This window comes from Mucilaginibacter sp. SMC90 (assembly GCF_022811725.1).
Lineage (GTDB): Bacteria > Bacteroidota > Bacteroidia > Sphingobacteriales > Sphingobacteriaceae > Mucilaginibacter.
Genome location: NZ_CP094527.1, coordinates 5900265 through 5916893, shown reverse-complemented (window position 1 = coordinate 5916893; position 16629 = coordinate 5900265). Strand labels below are relative to the sequence as shown.

Genomic DNA, 16629 nt, shown 5'->3' with positions numbered 1-16629 from the left:
AATGGCCCAGGAAAATCCAAAAGTACCCGGCAGGAGAATGGAACGGCTGTTCCTGTTGCTTACAGGCATATTGCTGGCCGTTTTATTTGTAAGGCTATACAGTGTATTACAGCTTAAGTTTACTGATGTTGATAAACGCCTGAAAGACGGTACCATTGTAAACCTTAACTCGCCCAATACAGCTCAAAACGTAAAGGCCTTACTTAAAAAAGGCTATTATTTTGATGACCCGCGGGATGTGGATTACATTGAATCGGTAATTGCATCGCGTAAAGCGGCCGGCGAGCTGGTTGATAACACAGGCGAACTCAATAAACGCAAATACTACGTAAATGCCGATGAGGCTTTTGAAAAAGGCGGCGAAACTTTTAAGAAACGCGTGCTTACCTCCCGCACGCTATTAGGTTATACCGGCGATGATTCAACCCGCTTTGAGCAGGAATTGAAAAATCCGCCTGCTTTAGGCGCTCAAACAGATCTTAACCTCGGTGAATACAGCATCAAAGGAACGATAGCTCATAAAGGCGAACCTATACCCGGTGTACTGGTAAAGCTGACCATGATATTACCCCGCGATAGTATTTTCAGCGATGAGGAAACAGGAGCAAAAACCTCATACTCAGAAAATGGATCGGCCTACAAAAAGCTTTACGTACTTAATGATCAGAAAAAGAAAGTACTGCAATCATTAACCGCTTTTGCCCGTACAGATGCCGAAGGGCGTTTTGTATTTGCCAAGCTGCCAACAGGTAAAGCATTTTCGGTATTGCCCATGCAGCCGGGTTTTGAGTTTGGCCGCTCGCAGGGTATTGATGAACTGGATAAAGACGTAACATTTAAATTTAACCAGGCTCCGCATAGTATCAAGCTGCTCTCCACCCGCGATTTTAATATCCTGAAAAAGGAAGGCGCTTTTATTGTGCGTTACCAGGACGAGTTTAATATGTGGTACTGGATCATAGCCGTTTGCTTTTTTGCCGGTTTTATCATTGTACACCTGTTGCTCAGCGCCAGGTACCCCAACGCCGATCAGATCATTTTGCCGCTCATCATGATGCTTACCGGCATCTCGCTTCTTACTCTTTTAAGCTTGCAGGACCCGTTGCGTGACAGGTTTTTGGCAAAGGATACACTTATTTATTTGGGCATCGGGATAGCCGGCATCTGTATTATCCAACTGTTTAACCTGCGTAAGCTTAATCCTGATTCGGGCTTTTACCGTTTGCTTATTTTTAAATGGAGCCGGACTGCAGCCAACGGCTGGCCCTGGGCTATTGTAGCCATGGCCATCCTTTTCTCTACCATTTTGTTTGGAACCGGTCCGGAAGGCAGCGGTGTTAAAGTAAACCTGCTGGGTTTTCAGCCAAGTGAAATTGTTAAATATCTCATCGTTATTTTCCTGGCGGGATTTTTTGCTACGAACGAAAAATTTATCAGTCAGTACGCCAGCTGGAGCAAGCGCTGGTCGTTCTTTTCATTCGCGCTTATAGCCACTGTAATCACCTTATTATTATTCTTGGTTTTGGGCGATTTAGGCCCGGCTATGGTGATCTGTTTTACATTCATCATCCTGTTCTCGTTTTCGCGGGGCGATTTCCTGTACATGGCAGGTTTCGTTGTACTATTTGTACTCACTACCTGGTTCTTTGATAATATCTGGCTCAGCGCAGGTATTACCTTCTTTTCGCTCGGAGGCGTGGTGTTTTTCAGGCGCAGGAGGCTGAGCGAATCGGCCATTATGGCTTTGGTAGTGATCACCGCGTTTTTAACCATCGATAAAATTCCCGGCCTTGATAAAATTATTCCCGGTCCGGTTGAGCGTTTGGTGGAACGTAAGGCCATCTGGCAGGATGCCTGGAACAACGAAGTTTACGGTGGCGACCAGGTAGCTAACGGCCTCTGGGCTATGGCCAGCGGAGGCTTAAGCGGACAAGGCGTAGGACAAGGTTTTGCAAAAACCATCCCCGAAGCCCATACCGATATGATCCTGCCATCCATCGGCGAAGAATTTGGCTGGGCTGGTATGGCCGCGGTGTTCATCCTGTTTTTGCTGTACCTGCATCGATCAATCATTATCGGCAGGCAAACGGGGATGCCGTTACTGTTTTATCTCAGCGCCGGTATAGGCGTATGTACCTTCGTGCAGTTTCTACTGATAGCGGGCGGCTCCATCGGGGCATTGCCGTTATCGGGGGTTTCCCTGCCTTTTGAAAGTTACGGCGGTTCGTCATTGGTGATCAACCTATTGGCGGCGGGCTTCCTGTTGTCGGTATCATCGGTAAGGGGTACAGCAGTACAAATGGATTACATCACCAAACAACAGGATAAAAACCTGGTGCCTGCTTTGGCAGCTGCATTGGCTGGCGTTGTATTGCTGGTGGTCAATGTATCCCGCTACACTACAGATAATAAACAATGGGTTGTAAAACCGGCTTTGGTTGCCGATAAAAGCGGTTTGCGCATGTTTAGCTACAATCCGCGGATAGCCATATTGATGAATAAGTTGCAGGCCGGTACTATCTATGACCGTAATGGACTTATCCTGGCTACCAGCAAACCTGAACTTATCGAAAAACAAAAGAATAAATTAAGTGCCTCGGGCATGCTGCATTACGATTTGGATTCGGCCATGCACAAACGTTTGGACAGGTTTTACCCTTTTGAAGAACAAATGTTTTTCTGGACGGGCGATCAGAACACGGGCGTATTTAACGGTAGCACGAACGGTTACTTCGCCGAATATGAGCACGCCGCCGAGCTCCGCGGGTTTCATATGCCTATCACCAATTACAACGTAAAAGCATCACGTTACCAGGAAGACAGGTTTTTGCCCCGCGGCATGAAGGAAATGACCGTAGCAAAAAAGGATTACAGCGCATTAGCCAACCTGCTCATCAGCGATATCAACGGCCCGGAAGTAAATGCATTTAAAAACAAAAACCGCGATGTAAAACTCACTATGGATGCCGATCTGCAAACAAGCATCCAGCAATCCATCGCATCTGATACCTCGCTGTATGATAACCGGGTGTCGGTAGTGATTGTTGAATCCAATACCGGCGATGTGCTTACCTCTGCGCAATATCCGCTGCCGCCTGTTCATAACTGGGATCAGCTTACCATGCCGCTGGCCGATCAAAATAAACTCGCCACCTGGCTAACTACTACCGATCTGGGCTTTACCTATGCCAGTCAGCCGGGCTCAACTGCCAAGGTTTTAACAGCGATGTCGGCATTTAATAAGTTGGGGATAGCTGCCGCCGAAGTACAATATCATGTAAGTACTGAAGAGCGGATCCGTACCAAAGGTATCGAACCGGACGAAACCGGCATGATCAGCATGGAACGGGCCATTGCCAAATCAAACAACGTATATTTTATTAAGCTGGCTAACCAGGAACATCTTGAAGAGTACATGGCCACACTGTATCTTAAAACAGGTATGTTTTTACACGGCGTAGGTGGTTATTATTATAATAAACCGGTATTGAATGTTACCCAGGAAGATAAGTGGCGCGCCCTATGGCGTAAAACCGAGTTTAATACCAAACCGAGGTACGATCCTAATAATATCCACAAAACGCGGGCTAAAGGTATATCGGGCATGGCCTGGGGACAGGGCGAACTGATTGCTACCCCGGCGGCTGTGGCAAGGCTGGTATCCGGCGTAGCCAATAGTGGTGTATTGATGCCTAACAGGTATGCACTAAAAATTGCCGACTCGACGGTGGCCGTAAAAAGTGGTATTAAACTGGCCGATGATCCTCGCTACGCGGCCTTATTAAAACAATACATGATTGAGCAAAGTGCGCCTAAAACCCCTATATTAGGTATCAAGGTAGCCGGTAAAACAGGTACGCCTGAACGTATTGTCAGGAACCAGAGCGTTAACGACGGCTGGTATGTTTTCTTTGCACCAAAAGAAAAGGGCAGTGGTTATATAGTGACATGTATCCGGGTTGAGTCGACCCGTGGATCATCTGACGCGGTACACCTGGCCGGGAACCACGTGATCCCGTTCCTGTTAAAGAAGGGCTATATTAAAAGCATGGAAACGGAAACCACTACCGAAGAATAGTGTTTAAGCAGAAAGGAAAGAGCAAATGGCATTTAGTTTATTTAAAAGAAGCGGCGAAAAGCAACCCTGGGATGTTAAAAGTTTACGTGAAGCTATATTGCGTTTCATAAAAGAATCGTTGCAAAAGATAGAGGGCGGCGAAGGCGGCCACATCAAAGAGTTGAAACTTTTTATAGCTTCTGATGCTGATGACAAGTCTATCTACGAAGGAGCCGTTTATGTGCACGATAAACAGCTATTCAAAAATGAGGTTCAAAAAATAGCCGACGATTTTGCTATCAATTTACCTCCGGATTGGACACTTGATGTTGAATTTACGGAGCAGTTTCCGGCAGATGCCAGAAGGATGCATGACCTTGATGTAGCCTTCGTTATGAACACCCGCAAGCAGGTTGCCCATAACGCAGCTTCATTCACAGCCTATTTACGGATTCTGAGCGGAGAGGCTGAAAAAGAAGAATACCTGATCAAAGCTACCGACCCTAAGCTCAATATCGGCAGGGATAAAAAGGCGGTTACCGAAAATGGTTCATTCAGACTTAACCAGCTGGTTTTTCCGGGAGAAAGCAGGGATGACAGTAATAAATACATCAGCAGACAGCACGCCCATATTGAATGGGATGCCGAAAGTGAACGCTTCATGATCTTTGCCGATGAAGGCGGTGTCCCCCCTCGCAACAAAACCAAGATCCATATAGCAGCCGATGGCAAAATGATCAAACTTAATTCCACCCAGATAGGTCACCCGTTAAATGAAGGCGACCAGGTGATATTGGGGGAATCGGCGGTGTTTTTATATAGTACGGTGGCGAATCCATAACCTTGTTGTCATTTCGACTGAGCGGGAGGGGAAATGAGCATAGGAGCGAAAGAGAAATCTTATACGCCCTGCAAATTTGATCAGCATGGACCGCTTATTTGTTGTATAAGATTTCTCTAAGTACCTCGTTCAGAAATGGCAATTTTCTTTTGATTAGAAATATCTACATTTAAAAACATGTGGAATCACAATTATTACGTTTATATCACTACCAATCCCGGTAAAACTGTACTATACATAGGAGTAACAAACGACATAAGCGTACGTGTTCTGCAACATCTCGAAAATAGGGGTACTAACAAATCATTCACAGGTAAATACTATTGTTATCATTTAGTTTATTACGAACACTTTACCCACATTGAACATGCTATTGCCAGAGAGAAAGAAATAAAAAAATGGCGTAGAGAAAAGAAGAACGCGTTAATAGAGACAACTAATCCTGGCTGGAAATTTTTAAATGATAGTGTTATCGGATAATAAAAACACGATGTCATTTCGACCATAGGGAGAAATCTTATAAAGCATACAAGTGAACTATGCAGGTTGAATTTGCAAGGCGTATAAGATTTCTCTTTCGCCCCCACGCTCTTGGCTATACCCTGCTCCTTCGAAATGACAATAAGGAGGGTACAATAGCTTTATTACGCCCCTATCGCCTTTCTGTAATTCCTTACTGCCCTGATGATCGACATTACAATTTCGTGCTGCCCTTCGTCTGAGTTCAGGTATTCTTCCTCTTCCGGATTATTGATAAAACCGGTTTCTATTAGCACGGCCGGCATAGCGCTATGGGCCAGTACCAATACGCCCTGTTCCTTAACACCGTTACTTTCACGGCCATCTACGCCGGTGAACTCATCGTCAACCAAATCGCCAAAACGGATGCTTTGCTTACGGTATTTTTGAATGTAAGCATTCAGTACAATCAGGTTTGAAGGATCACTTTCGTCATAACTCTCATAGTTTTGCTTATAATCCTTCTCCTGAAAAATCGAGGCATTTTCACGCACGGCCTCCTCCTGTTCCTTAAGGCGGTGAAAGCCGTATACCAGCATCAGCACACCTTTTTGCTTGTGCGCACGTGCAGCGGTACCCTCGGGCGACGAGTTGCAGTGAATTGATATAAACAGGTTACCATGATTTTGATTGGCAATAGCCGACCGTTGGTTCAGTGGAATAAAAGTATCATCTGTACGGGTAAGGATAGATTTAACATCTGTAATGGCTGTATCAAGTGCAGCCTTAAGTTTCAGGGCTATTGATAGCGTTACATTTTTTTCAAATGAATGTGATCCACGCGCGCCCGCATCTTTACCGCCATGCCCGGCATCGATAATAACTGTTTTAAACTTAAAGGTAGTAACAGCCGGTATGGTATCTTTTTGCTGCGCGAATGAACTTTGAAACCAGAATAGCAGGACAATCATCCCGAAGAAAGCGATACATTTCATTTCTTCACCGCCTTTTTACTGCATTTAGGGCATAGGCCCTGGGCATACAAGGTAAAGCCATGCGGCTCAAAACCTGCAGGAAGATTGATAGCAGGAAGGTTCATATCATTAAGGCAGTATACATTTTTGCATTGGGTACAATTAAAATGCAGGTGTTCATCATGATGGTCATGCTCATCGCAGTTTGATGAACATAGCGCATAATTTGCGGTACCGTTAAGATCAAATACTTTATGAATGATGCCTTTTTCTTCAAAAGCATTGAGGATCCGGTAAAGGGTAACCCTGTCAATATCATGCATCAGGCTCTCCAGATCGGGCTGCGAGGTAGCCGCATGTCTTGACGACATCATTGATAAAACGCGAAGCCTCGGCGCAGTTTTTTTCAGGTGATGCTTATCAAGCAGGTGCTCAAACTGATGTATATCCCGGGTTTGTGTCATGTATTAATCAGGTAATATTTATAAGGCCGCTAATTTAATAATGGTACGTATAATATGCGCTATTAGTTGCCGGCTTTTATAACGGTATTTTTTATATCGTTATTATAAGTGCAATGTATCTCCTCGCCCCGACTTCGCCATGCCCGTCACCCTTCTGTGCTGCGCAAAGAGGGGATTTTATTTTACTATTTCCCTACCCACTTTACGGCGAAGCCGAAGAGAGGGTGATATAGCAAAGCGCAGACCGGGTGAGTCAATTATGCGCTTTGACAATATTATGCCGCACAGTGTGAACATGATTATGCTTTTCATGATTACAAGCCGGGCTTAAAAAACAGTTGAACAGTAAAAATGCGTAAAAAAAATTCCTGTGGCGCTTATTCATTATTCAACCTTTTTAAGTTTATACGTTTTATGATCATGCCGGCAGGCACCTGTATACTTATAATTTATATAGTGGGCCGCAGCTATCAGCAAACCTCCAAATGGAACTATCATAGCCTCAGCTTTCCCATTTGCCGCGAATGTATGCCCCCCCATGATGATAGTAAAACCTAATACAAGCATAATTAATGGCAGGGCACGATGGTGGGTCCGCCTGTAAGATAGGCCGATAGCGTATACACCTATAACTAACGCAAAAATGATCATCCCCCATTCAACCCAGGCGTTGGCTAAAAACCCAAGACCAACCAGCGGCAAACTGGTAAATAATAAAGGCACTACTGCACAATGGATAGCACAAAGGGTTGATGCGGTTATACCAATATTATCCAGCCGGGGAGAAAGCTTTTGAAAATCCATGATGCAAATATAAATAAGTTAATGCAACATAATTGCATTTATTCGCATAACATTATTCATGCCTATTAAATTAACAAACACCTGACAATTACTTAATATTAATCAACAAACTGTATTTTTGCGACCTTATATTTAAATACAGTTTGAATTTAGACCCCATTTATCATATAAAACAGCTTTGGCAAAACGCTTACAATACGAGGGCCAGCAGGCTTAAGTTATTGAGCGCCACTATTGTCATAGTTATCATCATAAACCTGTTACCGTCATTTTTCAAGCACATTGAACGCCGCACAGATGGTGTTGTATTGCATGATTGGGTATTAGCCCATCTGCCATCTTATGATCTATCGGTCCCGATCTTTATACTCATCTGGAGTATGGGCCTGCTCATGATGTGGCGGGGATTATATAATCCCAAAGTGTGCATCAGCTACATCTGGACATTAAATTTTGTTTGTATAGCCCGGTTTGTTACTATAAGTTTGGTAAAACTTAATCCGCCGGTTGGGCTTGTGCCGCTTATTGATCCAAGCACCAGCGTTTTTTACGGGCATACGTTTATCACCAAAGACTTATTTTTTTCGGGACATACTGCAACTATGGTGTTAGTATACCTGCACCTGCAAAAACGTACCGATAAAATTATCGCTTTGATTTGTGCCTTAGTATTGGTGGTATTGCTGCTGATACAACATATTCACTATACCATTGATGTATTGGCGGCACCAGTTATTGTATATGGCTGCTGGCGACTGGCGAAATGGTTGGAGTTGGAATGAGCATTATTTATCTATTGTCATTGATTTTCACTCCCACCCATTTACCAAATGCATACTCTCTTTTAAATCGCTATAAAGCTTTTTAAACACCGGGAACATCCTGTTGTAAACCTCATGGTTTTTGGCATTTGGTTCGATAAATTCCTGTTGTTCAACCCGTGTGAGTGCATCATAACTTTCGGGATGCAGTACCCGGGCAGCAAGGTAAATAGCGCCCAGCGCTGATGAATCTTCAGACTGAAGTACTGCAAGCCTTTTCCCGGTGATATCCGCCAGGGTTTGTGTCCACACTGCCGAACTGGTAAAACCACCGCTGATATTTACCTGCCTGATCCCGCCCGATGCATCTTCCAGTGTTTTAAGCACATCGTTCAGCGCAAAGCAGATGCCCTCAAGCCCTGCACGTAAAAAGTGCGAACGGGTATGTGCAGGCTTGATATTGAAAAATGAACCGCTGGTTTTGGTATCCCAAAGCGGGGCACGTTCGCCATACAGGTAAGGCAAAAATATTAATCCGTTGCTTCCGGCAGGCACACTTGCTATCTCATTAAATAAAGCATCATAGTCTGCAGCAGTAAGGTTGTCCTTTTGTAAAAAGTTTTTAAGCAGCCAGTTAACCGCTATGCCACCATTATTCACCGCCCCGCCGCAAACATAAGTCTGTTCATCAAGCAGGTAATTGAAGATCATAGCGTCATAGTTATATACCGGCTTCGGGCTCGTGATCCGTACGGCACCGCTGGTACCAATGGTAAGTGCAGCCACATCAGGGCCGGTAGTATGGCTGCCTAAATTGGCGCAGGCCCCGTCACTTGCCCCAGCCACAACCGGGGTATTGGCGTATACTCCTGTTAATGCAACAACTTCAGGGTTGATATTGCTCCGGTAATAAGTAGTATTAACCGGTGCGGATAGTTTTGCAGGAGTAATACCGGTTAATGCAAGCGCCTCTTGATTCCATTCTTTTTTAACAATATCAAACAACCCGGTTGCCGAGGCAATAGAATAATCAACCTCAAAAAAGCCAAAAAGCCTGAACCAGATAAACTCCTTTATCGAAATAAATTTATGCGCAGCTTCAAAAACCTCTATCTTATTACCACGAAGCCACAAAAGTTTATTTAACGGCGACATGGCGTGGATAGCAGTACCGCAGTTATGATATAACGATGCGCCTTTTTCTGTTGCACGCAAGGCCTGCGCAATGTTCTCGCTCCGGGAATCGGCCCAGGTCATCATAGGCAGCAACGCTTCTCCATTTTTATCAACCGGAATAATACTGTGCATGGCACTGCTCAAACTCACAGCTTGCGGAGGCAAACCCAACTTGAGCGTAACACCGGCAAGGCATTTTACAAAAGCATCCCATATTAATAAAGGGTCCTGTTCGCTGTAACCTGGTTCGGGGCTGTTAATAGGATAATGATTGGATACCGTACCCAGCACTTCGCCCGTTAAACTAACAGCCACGGCTTTGGTACTGCCGGTGCCTATATCAATGCCTAAAATATATGCCTGCATAGTGATGTATTTGATGCCAAAATAGTAAACAGAACCGGGATTGTCTTCAGGCTGCTTCAGGGTATTAGTTAACAACTATCTCATCCACCATCATCCATGCTTTTGCGCCCGGAATATACTCTCCGGGTGGGATAATACCCTTGTTAGTTGCCTTTACCCTGATATACCTGGCCTGTTGTGTTTTGATGTTTGCCCTTACCGCGTTGATGCCATTATCCGGGAAGTCAGTTTGGCGGTAAACTTCGGTATAATTGCTTCCATCTGTTGACACCTCAAAGGTAAGCAATGTTGGTTCCCACATTTTTTGCCAGTGGTATTTTAATATGTTGATGCCTAATTGCGATACGCTTTGCGCCGAGCCGAGGTCAACTACTGCCTCCAAATCATCGCCGCTGAAACCGTACCATTGCCCATCATTATAAAGCTTACTGCCGAAGATCCCGTTCACCAAACCAAAGGTATTACCCGGATTAAAGCCGCCCTGCGGGTGGTTTTTTAACGTCACCGTTTTGCCAATGGCTTTATGAATGTTAAATGATTTTTCATAAGTACGGCCCTGCTGTTTGCCACTACTAAAAACTGCTGCTTTAATAGTGCCTGAGGATGCTATTGTAATGGCATCTGTGTAAGCTTTACTGTTTAAACCCGGCGTACTACCATCATTTGTAAAATAAATTTTGCTGCCGGGCAATGTTGTTTGCAAACTTAAGGCAACCTGGTGATCAGCTGTTTCTGTTACTGAATCGGTGATCTCGTCAAATACATCGGCTGCATTTATATTTAGCTTTTTGAGTAATGGCTGTTGGTATCGCAGGCGTTTTAAAAAGTCGGGATAGTTTTTATTTTCCTTCGGGCTCCAGGCTACCTCGGCTAAAGCCAGCATTCGGGGAAATAACTGCCGCTCGGCCTGTGCAGGGCTTGCCATGTATTCGCTCCAGGCATTGGCTTGTACACCTTTAATGTATTTTGCTTCATCACCGCTTAGTTCATTAGTTATTGGCTCATAATTATAAACCTTACTTAGTGGGGTGTACCCGCCGCCGGCTAATGGCTCGGCTGGGGAAAGTGACTGGTAATAATCTAAATACACATACTTTTCGGGTGTCATGATGGCATCGTGGTGTTGTTTGGCGGCAGCTATGCCGCCTTCTTCGCCCGTCCAGCTCATTACGGTTGCGCCGGGGGTAAGTCCGCCTTCCAGTATCTCATCCCAGCCTATGATCTGCCGACCTTTGCTGTTCAGGTATTTTTCCATCCTGCCGATGAAATAGCTTTGAAGCTCTTTTTCATCTTTCAGATGTTCGTCCCTGATCCGTTTTTGACATTTGGGGCAGGTTTTCCATTTGGTTTTAGGGCATTCGTCGCCACCGATATGGATGTATTTTGAAGGAAACAGCGGCAATACCTCGTCCATCACATTTTGTAAAAAGGTAAAAGTTTCGTCGTTACCCGCGCAATACACATCATCAAAAATCCCCCAATAGGTAGCAGCTTTATATGGCCCGCCGGTACAGCCCAATTGCGGATAAGCAGCCAGTGCCGCCAATGCATGGCCGGGCATTTCAATTTCAGGAATTACGGTGATATGGCGTTGAGTAGCATATTTTACAATCTCCTTAACCTCATCCTGGGTATAATAGCCGCCATAGCGTTGGCCATCAAACTTATGCGGACTATCCTTTTTATGGCCGATGATGGTTTCATCGCGGTAAGCCGAAATACTTTGCAGTAAAGGATATTTTTTTATTTCGATGCGCCAGCCCTGGTCGTCGGTAAGATGCCAGTGAAATGTATTGATTTTGTATAGTGCCAGCAGGTCTATCCACTTTTTAATGGCTTCGGGTTTAAAAAAGTGACGGCTTACGTCTAAATGCATCCCCCGGTAGGCAAAACGGGGATAGTCGGTAACTGTGCAGCCTTGTACGGTTACTTTGCCATTGGTTGCTTTCAGTAATTGAGTCATTGATTGCAAACCGTAAAACACACCCGCTTCGTCATGACCAACAATCTTGATCTGTTTTGCTGTAACTAACAACTTATATCCCTCGGGTTGGGTTATACTTCCACTATCAATAGTTAAGTAAACAGAAGCGTTGATATTATGATTTAACGGGAGACTATAACCCGCTACAGATTTAAAATAGGCACTAAAAAACGTGAGGTTATCTGCGCTAATCCCTGCACCAGTTCCTATGGTTATTGATTTAGTAAACGTAAACACTTCGTTTGTCTTTATCATTTCAACCGGACGAGGGATAATGCCTTCTTCCTTAACCTGCGCCTTGGCTATAACAGTAATAAACAGGCATAATAGAATACAGCTAAAAAAAATGCGGGATGTAAACAGCTTGATCATCAATATAAATGTAAAGCCGAATATACTTTTTTTAAGGAAAGGCGGATAAAGAAATCGCTTTGCAGGCAGGAGAATCTTTTAAAATGTAAAGCGAAAAATTTCCACACGAATTTTTGCGTATTAATCGAATTACACGAATTTTTAATTGGGGTTAATTTGAGATTCGTGTAATTAGATTAATTGTGGCAGGCTTGAAAAGCATTCGTGTGAAAATTATTGCTGTCAGCTTGCAGGTTCGTACTAATTTGCGAATGAAGAAAAATACCACCCCGTTTTTCTTATCCTACATCAAGTGCCGCCGGCGATTTTGACCGTAATTTTGAATCATAATAACACAGCAAGTATTAAAAGATTTAAAATAAGGAAAACAATGGAAAACACTATAAACGGCATACACCACATCACTGCAATTGCAGGTAATGCCAAAAAAAACTATGATTTTTATACCCGTGTATTGGGCTTAAGGTTAGTTAAAAAGACTGTAAACTTTGACGATCCCGGTACTTATCACTTATATTATGGCGATGGAAATGGTACTCCCGGCTCTATCCTTACTTTCTTCCCCTGGGAAGGTATAGCAACCGGCAGGCGCGGTGCACGCCAGGTAACTGAAATTGGTTATTCGGTACCAGAAGGCAGTCTTGATTTTTGGTTGAAAAGGTTTGAAGATAACAACGTGATCTACAACAAACCTGCCGAAAAATTTGGCGAACAGTATCTTACTTTCCTTGATCCTGATGGTTTAAAGTTTGAGCTTATCGTGCCAAAAACTGCCGATAACCGTACACCATGGGAAACAGCCGAAGTAACTGCTGATAACGCTACTAAAGGTTTCCACAGCATTACTATTACATCAAATAAAATTGAGGCTACTGCCAAAATATTAACCGGTGTTTTAGGCTACCGTTTGCTGGAGCAGCATGTTAACCGCTACAGGTTTATTACCGATGCAGTTGAAAATGCGGCCATAGTAGATTTGGTTGAAGTACCGGGAGAAGTTGCCGGTCATGTAGCAGGTGGTTCTGTTCACCACGTAGCGTTCCGTGTACCCAACGAAAAAGTGCTGATGGAATACCGCGAAAAAATAGCTAACCTGGGTTTACATATCACCGATAAAATAGACAGGAACTATTTCTACTCTTTATACTTCCGCGAACCGGGTGGTGTTTTGTTTGAAATAGCAACCGATAACCCAGGCTTTGCGGTTGATGAACCAGCCGAGTTATTGGGTACCGGCTTAAAATTACCTGCACAGTATGAAAACCTGCGCAGCGAATTGGAGAAAACATTACCATCATTGGTTTAATTATGTACAGGCACACAAAACAGGTTGTTTCGGCGGGAGTTCCCGCCGAACAGGCCGAAAAAGCTATCATTATGCTGCATGGCCGCGGGGCATCGGCAAACAGCATAATTTCACTTAAAGATCATCTTGAACTTGAGGGTTATGCCATTTATGCGCCGCAGGCCAGTGAGCATAGCTGGTATCCTTATAGTTTCATGGCCCCCGTTCAGAACAATCAACCGGCATTGGATTCGGCTCTTGAAGTTATTGGCGAATTGGTTGATGATCTCAAACAAAAGGGTATAGCACAAGAAAATATTTATTTCCTCGGCTTTTCGCAGGGGGCATGTTTAACGCTTGAATATACCGGCCGTAATGCAGGCAAATATGGCGGTATCATAGCTTTTACCGGCGGATTAATAGGCGAGGAGCTGGTTGAAAAAAACTATAACGGCGATTTTAACCATACCCCCATATTGATCACTACCGGTGACCCTGATCCGCATGTACCTGTAGGCAGGGTTAACGATAGCGTTGAAATATTAAAAGAATTGAATGCGGATGTAACGCTTAAAATATACAAAGGCCGCCAGCATACCATATCTCACGAAGAAGTAGTATTGGCAAATAAAATATTGAAGAATTGATTGTTTTCAAAGTTGAGTGTTTTAAGAGTGGAGAGCTGCCCGGAGGGGCGGCTCTTTTTTATGTTTAAATGGATAAACAGACTGATAATTGTTCCTTGTATCAGTAGGTTGTATATGCATTTTTTATTAATCCCCTGCTTATTTTATATGAATATTTGATATGTTTAGTTTAGAGCTAAGTGCTTAACAAACAGAATTTAAGCTTATTTTTACTTTTTAAATATAATAACTTAATATTTAAGTAATTTTAGCCTTTGTTTTTCTGATAGCTTAATTAGTAAACTATGTCTGATAAAATTGTGATGAGCGATACGGTGCTCATTAGCCGCTTAAAGGCTGATGATGAAACTGCGCTTACCATGATTTACAGGCGATATTGGGCTTCGCTTTTTAAGGCTGCTTATAATATTTTGAAAGACAGGCAGGCTTGTGAGGATATTATACAGGAACTATTTATTAAGCTTTGGGATTGCCGGGCCGAAGTTGAGATCAATGTATCGCTTAAAGCCTATTTGTATGCATCTGTACGCTACGGTGTTTACCGGCAAATACGGATTGGCACCCCTGTAAGAAGCGAAATTTTTGATGATCTCATCGAACGCCTGCACACCCCCGCCACACATAACAGCATTGAGCATAAAGAGCTATTACTCCAAATAAACCAGGTAATTGATACCCTGCCCGAAAAATGCCGGGAGGTTTACAAGCTTAGCCGCGAAGAGTGCCTTAGTCATAAGGAAATTGCAATGCAATTAAATATCTCCACCAAAACTGTCGAAAATCACCTGACTAAAGCTCTTCGGGAATTGCGCGGTTCGCTGGGTGCTGCTTTTGTTTTGGCAGCACTGATGTTCTTTTTAGATAAATAATAGTGCCTCGATTTATGTGGCAAGGTACCTTACTCATTAAAGAATGGGAAAACTGCCTTTAAAATAATTCTTTATTTATCCCCTAAAATTGATTCCCTGGTATAAAAACAACCCTTTTAGCTCTCTTCAAAAAATATTTTAATTTTTTTTCATTTCGGAGTAGGGGATACCCCTCGTTTTTTACTCTCCCTATCAAAACCATATTTGTGCAAAAGCAAGAATTTTTACAACTGATAGATAAATACCTGGCCGGGCAAACTACCGCTGCGGAGAAGGAACAGTTGTTGAATTTTTTTGAAAGCTTTCAGGGCGACGCCGATGAATGGGATGAGCAAGTGCTGGGTGTAAAGCACGAACTTGAAGACCGCATGTTAAGCAATATCAGGCAGGCAATAGCTGAGCCGGCATTTAACAGGAGTCCGAAAGTTGTAAAATTGCACTTTTTCAGAAATGTTGCCGCGGCTGTTATACTGTTAACTGTATCCGGCACTGCTGTTTATCATTGGTATAACAAACATCAACAGCAGCAACTGGCGGCCCAAAACCAGGCGGTTGTAAAGCATGATGTTGATCCAGGCGATAACAGGGCCATTTTAACCCTGGCCAATGGCACTAAGCTGATATTGGATTCGGCTAAAATTGGTTTGTTGAACCAAACAGGTAACGGCAGTGTCAATAAAACAAAAGACGGGCAGGTAGTTTATTCTGCTGATAAAGATCAGCAAAACGGGCCTGTGGCTTATAACTCTATCAGCACTCCTGTAGGGGGGCAATATCAGGTTGTTTTGCCCGATGGGTCAAAAGTTTGGCTTAATTCAGCTTCATCTTTGAAATTCCCTACAGCATTTACAGGTAATGAGCGTGATGTAGAGCTTACAGGCGAAGGCTATTTTGAAGTAGCCAGAAATAAAGCTAAGCCATTTAATGTAAAGGTGAAAAATATTAATGTTGCTGTACTGGGTACACATTTTAATATCATGGCCTACAACGATGAAGCTACTGTTAAAACCACCCTGCTTGAGGGGTTGGTGCGGTTAACGCAGGGCAATGTTAGTAACACGTTAAAGCCCGGTCAGCAAGGTGTTATAAATGATAAAGGCATTAAAATTATTGATGTTGATACCGACGAAGCGGTAGCCTGGAAAAATGGCTTCTTTGATTTTGAGCGGGCAAACATACAAGATATTATGAAGCAGCTTTCGAGGTGGTATGGTACCGAAGTAATGTACGAAGGTAAAATACCTGATGATGAGTTTGTAGGTAAGATCAGCAGGGATGTAAAACTATCACAGGTATTACATATTCTTGAGTTAAGCCATGTGCGTTTTAGGATTGAAAACAAAAAAATAATTGTTACCCCTTAAATACCAGGCAACTGATTTTTAACTGCTAAACCAAGCCTATGAAGAAAAACTGACAAAAAGTTCCTCAAAATATTCCAACCTAAGTTCCCTTATCCAAATGAAAGAAAAGCCGGAAGCGCTGCAACGCTTCCGGCATAATGAATTGGATCAAGCTTTCCTGAATTTTCAATAACAGATTTTTTAACCCAAACATCACGAAGTTATGC

The 16629-nt window shown here is 43.4% G+C and carries 13 protein-coding genes; 8 read left to right on the top strand and 5 right to left on the bottom strand.

The annotated features are described in order from the left end of the window. Position 1 precedes the first annotated feature (1 nt). The 3 genes from MTO98_RS24360 to MTO98_RS24350 all read left to right on the top strand — a co-directional run bounded on the left by MTO98_RS24360 (position 2) and on the right by MTO98_RS24350 (position 5378). On the top strand, positions 2-4078 hold the full coding sequence (locus MTO98_RS24360; protein ID WP_243481589.1) for an FtsW/RodA/SpoVE family cell cycle protein: 4077 nt from the start codon (positions 2-4) through the stop codon (positions 4076-4078). Positions 4079-4103: 25 nt separating this feature from the next. After that, positions 4104-4898, top strand: coding sequence for an FHA domain-containing protein (locus MTO98_RS24355; protein WP_243481588.1), 795 nt, complete (start codon positions 4104-4106; stop codon positions 4896-4898). Between the two features lie 177 nt (positions 4899-5075). Then, positions 5076-5378, top strand: coding sequence for a GIY-YIG nuclease family protein (locus MTO98_RS24350; protein ID WP_243481587.1), 303 nt, complete (start codon positions 5076-5078; stop codon positions 5376-5378). 164 nt (positions 5379-5542) lie between these two features. Here the strand turns inward: MTO98_RS24350 and MTO98_RS24345 are convergent, their stop codons facing one another. The 3 genes from MTO98_RS24345 to MTO98_RS24335 all read right to left on the bottom strand — a co-directional run bounded on the left by MTO98_RS24345 (position 5543) and on the right by MTO98_RS24335 (position 7599). Further along, on the bottom strand, positions 5543-6352 hold the full coding sequence (locus MTO98_RS24345) for an N-acetylmuramoyl-L-alanine amidase (protein ID WP_243481586.1): 810 nt from the start codon (positions 6350-6352) through the stop codon (positions 5543-5545). Next, on the bottom strand, positions 6349-6795 hold the full coding sequence (locus MTO98_RS24340; RefSeq protein ID WP_243481585.1) for a Fur family transcriptional regulator: 447 nt from the start codon (positions 6793-6795) through the stop codon (positions 6349-6351). The genes MTO98_RS24345 and MTO98_RS24340 overlap by 4 nt, the downstream gene beginning before the upstream one ends. A 384-nt stretch (positions 6796-7179) precedes the next feature. Beyond that, positions 7180-7599 carry a MerC domain-containing protein gene (locus tag MTO98_RS24335; protein WP_243481584.1) on the bottom strand — a complete coding sequence of 140 codons (420 nt, stop codon included), beginning with the start codon at positions 7597-7599 and terminating at the stop codon, positions 7180-7182. Between the two features lie 143 nt (positions 7600-7742). Between MTO98_RS24335 and MTO98_RS24330 the strand changes: the two genes are divergently transcribed. Continuing rightward, positions 7743-8381 (top strand): sphingomyelin synthase family protein, encoded by a 639-nt coding sequence (locus tag MTO98_RS24330; RefSeq protein WP_243481583.1) that lies wholly within the window; start codon positions 7743-7745, stop codon positions 8379-8381. A gap of 27 nt (positions 8382-8408) precedes the next feature. Here the strand turns inward: MTO98_RS24330 and MTO98_RS24325 are convergent, their stop codons facing one another. Next, a complete protein-coding gene (locus MTO98_RS24325; RefSeq protein WP_243481582.1) occupies positions 8409-9977 on the bottom strand; it encodes a gluconokinase in 1569 nt (522 codons plus the stop codon). Continuing rightward, on the bottom strand, positions 9967-12258 hold the full coding sequence (locus MTO98_RS24320) for a family 20 glycosylhydrolase (RefSeq protein WP_243481581.1): 2292 nt from the start codon (positions 12256-12258) through the stop codon (positions 9967-9969). The genes MTO98_RS24325 and MTO98_RS24320 overlap by 11 nt, the downstream gene beginning before the upstream one ends. A gap of 370 nt (positions 12259-12628) precedes the next feature. On the opposite strand from MTO98_RS24320, the gene MTO98_RS24315 reads away from it, so the two are divergent. From MTO98_RS24315 to MTO98_RS24300, 4 genes are all read left to right on the top strand, one after another. Next, complete coding sequence (locus MTO98_RS24315) at positions 12629-13564, top strand: ring-cleaving dioxygenase (RefSeq protein ID WP_243481580.1); 936 nt, start codon at positions 12629-12631, stop codon at positions 13562-13564. A gap of 2 nt (positions 13565-13566) precedes the next feature. Further along, positions 13567-14190 carry an alpha/beta hydrolase gene (locus tag MTO98_RS24310; protein ID WP_243481579.1) on the top strand — a complete coding sequence of 208 codons (624 nt, stop codon included), beginning with the start codon at positions 13567-13569 and terminating at the stop codon, positions 14188-14190. A gap of 284 nt (positions 14191-14474) precedes the next feature. Further along, on the top strand, positions 14475-15059 hold the full coding sequence (locus tag MTO98_RS24305) for an RNA polymerase sigma-70 factor (protein ID WP_243481578.1): 585 nt from the start codon (positions 14475-14477) through the stop codon (positions 15057-15059). Positions 15060-15265: 206 nt separating this feature from the next. Continuing rightward, positions 15266-16423 (top strand): FecR family protein, encoded by a 1158-nt coding sequence (locus tag MTO98_RS24300; RefSeq protein ID WP_243481577.1) that lies wholly within the window; start codon positions 15266-15268, stop codon positions 16421-16423. Positions 16424-16629: the final 206 nt, after the last annotated feature.